The following is a 4105-nucleotide window of genomic DNA, read 5'->3' as shown; positions in this document are numbered from 1 at the left end:
GTAGATCGTCTAAATATAGAGTTAAGTAATATATTGTCCTGTCATTCGCTTTCCCGAAGGAACATCACTTGCAGGAAAGGGAGTTGAGGTTTTACTAATGAACCAATGACTATTGAACTAAAAAAGGTATAAAACATGAAAAAAATAGGATTATTGTCCGATACACATGGCTATCTGGATGATAAGATCTTTAAATATTTTGATGATAGAGACGAAATCTGGCATGCCGGAGATTTTGGTACTTTGGAACTTGCTGAGCAATTGTCGAATTTTAAACCTTTAAGAGGAGTTTACGGTAATATAGATGGTAAAGATATTCGGCATGTTTATCCGGAACATTTACGTTTTAATTGTGAAGAAGTGGATGTTTGGATGACCCATATTGGCGGTTACCCCGATAGATATAGTCCTTTGGTTAAGCCTGAGATTTACACTAAGTCCCCTGATCTGTTTATTTGTGGACATTCGCATATTTTAAAGGTTATTTACGATAAAAAAATACACTGCCTGCATATTAACCCCGGTGCTGCAGGTAAACAAGGCTGGCATAAACAACGAACTTTAATAAGATTTTGCATTTCTGAAAAAAAAATTCATACATTGGAAGTCGTGGAATTGATAGATAGTTAATGTATAAAGTACACTAAGGTATATGACAGCAGTAAAAACACTAGGGCAGTTCATTATTGAGAAACAAGCAGACTTCCCATATGCAAAAGGAGAGCTTTCCAGATTATTAAGAGATATTGGAATTGCCGCAAAAATTGTAAACCGAGAAATTAATAAAGCAGGACTGGTAGATATTCTGGGAGAGGCAGGAACTGTTAATGTTCAGGGTGAATCTCAAAAGAAGTTGGATATTTATGCGAACGAACAGTTTATTTCTGCATTGGAAAGTGGGGGCGAATGCTGTCTGGTAGCTTCTGAAGAGAATGAGGAGGTTGTATTGTTGAATTCTAAATTTTCTAAAAACGGAAAGTATATTGTCGCAATCGATCCCCTGGATGGTTCATCTAACATAGAAGTAAATGTAGCCGTAGGAACTACTTTTTCAATTTATCGCAGGAAAACTGATGTGAATGAAGAACCTAATGTTAGCGATGTTCTGCAAAAAGGAACCGAACAGGTAGCTGCCGGGTATATCGTATATGGATCATCTACCATGTTGGTATATACCACAGGCAAAGGCGTAAATGGTTTTACTTTAGATCCTTCTATAGGAGAGTTTTGTCTTTCCCATCCCAATATGAGAATTCCGGAAGATGGCAATATCTATAGTGTAAACGAGGGATACTATGTACATTTTCCAGAAGGTGTAAAAAAATATATTAAATACTGCCAGGTACATGATAAAGAAACTAACAGACCTTATACCTCCAGGTATATTGGTTCTATGGTAGCAGATTTGCACAGGAATTTAATTCGTGGAGGTATTTTTATTTATCCTACTACGGCCGCAAGTCCCAAAGGTAAATTAAGGTTGGTTTACGAGTGTAATCCTTTGGCTTTTATCATTGAACAGGCGGGAGGTTTAGCTACAAACGGTTCAAAACGTATTCTAGATCTTGATGTAACGGAAGTTCATCAACGTTCATGTATTTTCATCGGTTCTAAAAATATGGTTCTAAAAGCAGAAGAGATGATGCGTGAATATTCGCCGGTAGATACAGAAAGTGTATCTGTTTGATAAAGTGAAGCAGCCTAAATAAGGCTGCTTTTTTTATTTTCAACTTCGAAAACGCTATCTATTTTTAAATTGCTTCCTTTGCTTGCCAGAACAGCAAGCTGGTCGCAGCGCTCATTTTCCGGATGTCCGGCATGGCCCTTGACCCAAACTAATTTAATTTGGTGCAGACGGTAGGAATTTAGAAGTCTTAACCACAGATCTTTATTTTTTTTACCCGCAAATCCTTTTTTTATCCAGCCAAAAACCCATTTTTTATCGATAGCATCTATTACATATTTAGAGTCCGAATAAATGGTTACATTTTGGCCAGGCTTCTTTATGGCTTCCAAACCAATGCATACAGCAAGTAGCTCCATTCGGTTATTGGTTGTTAACCTAAAACCTTCTGAAATTTCTTTATAATGAGGCCCCGAACGCAGAATAACACCATAACCACCAGGTCCCGGATTCCCACTTGCAGCACCGTCTGTAAACAATTCAATCATGCAACTAAGGTAAGCATTGCCATCAAAATCTTGCGGATAAATTTTTTTTGCTCTTATAATCAATTAATTAATGTAATATTTTAAAAAAAAGCGTTAAAAGTTGCTTAATCTGCTTTTTTGTTATACTTTTGTCTCCACAAAATCATGGTAGGCATAGCTCAGTTGGTTAGAGCATCAGATTGTGGTTCTGAGGGTCGTGGGTTCGAGCCCCATTGCTTACCCCAAAAAATTAAAGCCTTTAGCGAAATAGCTAAAGGCTTTTTTTATAGACTTATGCTTCATTTTAGCCGTCACTTTCCTGCAGTGTCGCCGCAAGGTCACTGCTAAGAAAAGAAAAAATGCTATCCTATTTATTTGCGATTATTGTTCGCCATCTTCATTTACATATTCCAAAATATCACCTGGCGGGCAGTCTAATGCTTTACAAATCGTCTCTAAAGTACTAAAACGAATTGCTTTTGCCTTTCCTGTTTTTAATATAGAAAGGTTCGATAATGTCAAGTCAACTCTCTCAGACAATTCATTAAGAGAGAGTTTTCGTTTTGCCATCATCACATCTAAATTTACAATAATTGCCATAGCTTAAATAGTCAGGTCATTTTCGGATTTCACTTCCTAGCAGTGTCTCCGCAGGGACACTGCGTTCATCTTATTAATACCATTGTTTAGGTTAGCCAATAATAATATCTTGTTTATACTAAAATCCGATATTCTAATACCAATGGTGTAATATCATTTATATTTTTCAGTTCTAATTGGATGCAAGGGATTATAGTGTATGAGATATATGGCTATTGTGCGCAGTGTCCCTTTCGGAGACACTGCTGGGAAGACTGTTATGGCCGCCAGAGGTGCATTAAACCCTGAGTGCTCACTTTCTCATTTCCAAGAAGTGTCTTCGTAGGGACACTGCGTTCATCTCAGTAATATCATTAGAATTTCGTATTTTAGGTTAAACCAAATAATAATATACCCTGTGCCGACCAAAACTAATATTCCCTATACTAATGGTGTATATTTTATAACATTTACTTGTTCTAATTGGATAAGTCTCTTTGAAATATGCAATGCTTATGATTTAGTTTATAAATGGTTTAATTATCTTATTGAACAAGGAAATTATATTGTAGGATATGTTATTATGCCAAATCACATTCATGCAATTATTGCATTTAAAGACAATAAAAAGAGTATCAATACAATTATCAGTAACGGAAAACGATTCATGGCTTATGAAATCGTGAAGAGGTTGTATGATCAGAAGCATTTTGAAATATTAAACCATTTACAATCAATAGTTAGCGAAAAAGAAAAAGCAAAAAATAAGATACATTGCGTTTTCGAACCTTCATTTGATTGGAAAGAATGCAACAATGAGACGTTCATCAACCAAAAACTTGATTATATTCACATGAATCCCTGTCATACAAAGGAGCCTTTAGTTGAACAGCCCCAGGATTATATTTACAGCTCTGCTAAATTTTATATTAATGGCGTTCAAGATTGTATTACTATTATAAATAGCTTGGAATTGGATGATATCGATTTAAGCTAGTAGGATTAGTCTGTGCAATGCGGTGTTGGAACCTTGCCATGGAAGATATATGGCTATTGTGTGCAGTGTCCCATGCGGAGACACTGCTGGGAAGAGGGGACCTTAGGCACTTTTACTTATTAATTTCGTTACTTCACTTGAGTTAATTTAAGCTTTTAGCTTCTTACTTTTAGTTTTTTTAGTACGTAACTATTCCTTCTTATAAAATACCTTCCCGGTTACAGGCAGCTTCAATCCATCCACAATGGTTTCTTCCGCAGTCTCCCTGATCTTTTCCCTGGCAATGGCGGCCTGGTACTTTTTATCCCGCTTACGCTTTCGGTCAATCTCTTTCAATATCTCTTCCCCACGGTAATTGATCAAACGATGACGGTTAGG

At 36.5% G+C, this 4105-nt stretch carries 5 protein-coding genes, 1 tRNA gene and 1 pseudogene; 4 read left to right on the top strand and 3 right to left on the bottom strand.

What is annotated here, in order from left to right; genetic code table 11:
• The first annotated feature begins 135 nt into the window (after positions 1-135).
• Positions 136-630: a metallophosphoesterase family protein gene (locus tag ABWO41_RS16120; protein ID WP_353140235.1), complete on the top strand. Its 495-nt coding sequence runs from the start codon at positions 136-138 to the stop codon at positions 628-630.
• 22 nt (positions 631-652) lie between these two features.
• The gene (fbp, locus tag ABWO41_RS16115) at positions 653-1687 is read left to right on the top strand and encodes a class 1 fructose-bisphosphatase (RefSeq protein WP_353140233.1); all 1035 of its coding nucleotides are present in this window, start codon (positions 653-655) and stop codon (positions 1685-1687) included.
• A 14-nt stretch (positions 1688-1701) separates the two neighbouring features.
• On the opposite strand, the gene rnhA is transcribed toward fbp, so the two are convergent.
• Positions 1702-2172, bottom strand: coding sequence for a ribonuclease HI (rnhA, locus tag ABWO41_RS16110; RefSeq protein WP_353140237.1), 471 nt, complete (start codon positions 2170-2172; stop codon positions 1702-1704).
• 147 nt (positions 2173-2319) lie between these two features.
• Here rnhA and ABWO41_RS16105 point away from each other — a divergent pair.
• Positions 2320-2396: transfer RNA gene (locus ABWO41_RS16105), tRNA-His, on the top strand.
• 136 nt (positions 2397-2532) lie between these two features.
• Here ABWO41_RS16105 and ABWO41_RS16100 read toward each other — a convergent pair.
• Positions 2533-2751 carry a helix-turn-helix domain-containing protein gene (locus tag ABWO41_RS16100; protein ID WP_353140231.1) on the bottom strand — a complete coding sequence of 73 codons (219 nt, stop codon included), beginning with the start codon at positions 2749-2751 and terminating at the stop codon, positions 2533-2535.
• 397 nt (positions 2752-3148) lie between these two features.
• Here ABWO41_RS16100 and ABWO41_RS16095 point away from each other — a divergent pair, with 397 nt between their 5' ends.
• Positions 3149-3727, top strand: coding sequence for a hypothetical protein (locus ABWO41_RS16095; protein ID WP_353140229.1), 579 nt, complete (start codon positions 3149-3151; stop codon positions 3725-3727).
• Positions 3728-3916: 189 nt separating this feature from the next.
• On the opposite strand, the pseudogene ABWO41_RS16090 reads toward ABWO41_RS16095, so the two are convergent.
• Positions 3917-4105: pseudogene (locus tag ABWO41_RS16090) on the bottom strand (hypothetical protein); the annotation flags it as partial.

The sequence above is a fragment of the Pseudopedobacter sp. genome, from assembly GCF_040392825.1.
In the GTDB taxonomy this organism is placed as follows: domain Bacteria; phylum Bacteroidota; class Bacteroidia; order Sphingobacteriales; family Sphingobacteriaceae; genus Pseudopedobacter.
Note: the sequence above shows the minus strand (reverse complement) of the source record. Positions and strands in the feature narration are given on the sequence as shown.

What these genes read in the sequence shown, in the direction of transcription:
- ABWO41_RS16120 (WP_353140235.1), top strand. Translation starts at nt 136, where the DNA reads ATGAAAAAAATAGGATTATTGTCCGATACACATGGCTATCTGGATGAT.
- fbp (WP_353140233.1), top strand. Translation starts at nt 653, where the DNA reads ATGACAGCAGTAAAAACACTAGGGCAGTTCATTATTGAGAAACAAGCA.
- rnhA (WP_353140237.1), bottom strand. Translation starts at nt 2,172, where the DNA reads ATGATTGAATTGTTTACAGACGGTGCTGCAAGTGGGAATCCGGGACCT.
- ABWO41_RS16100 (WP_353140231.1), bottom strand. Translation starts at nt 2,751, where the DNA reads ATGGCAATTATTGTAAATTTAGATGTGATGATGGCAAAACGAAAACTC.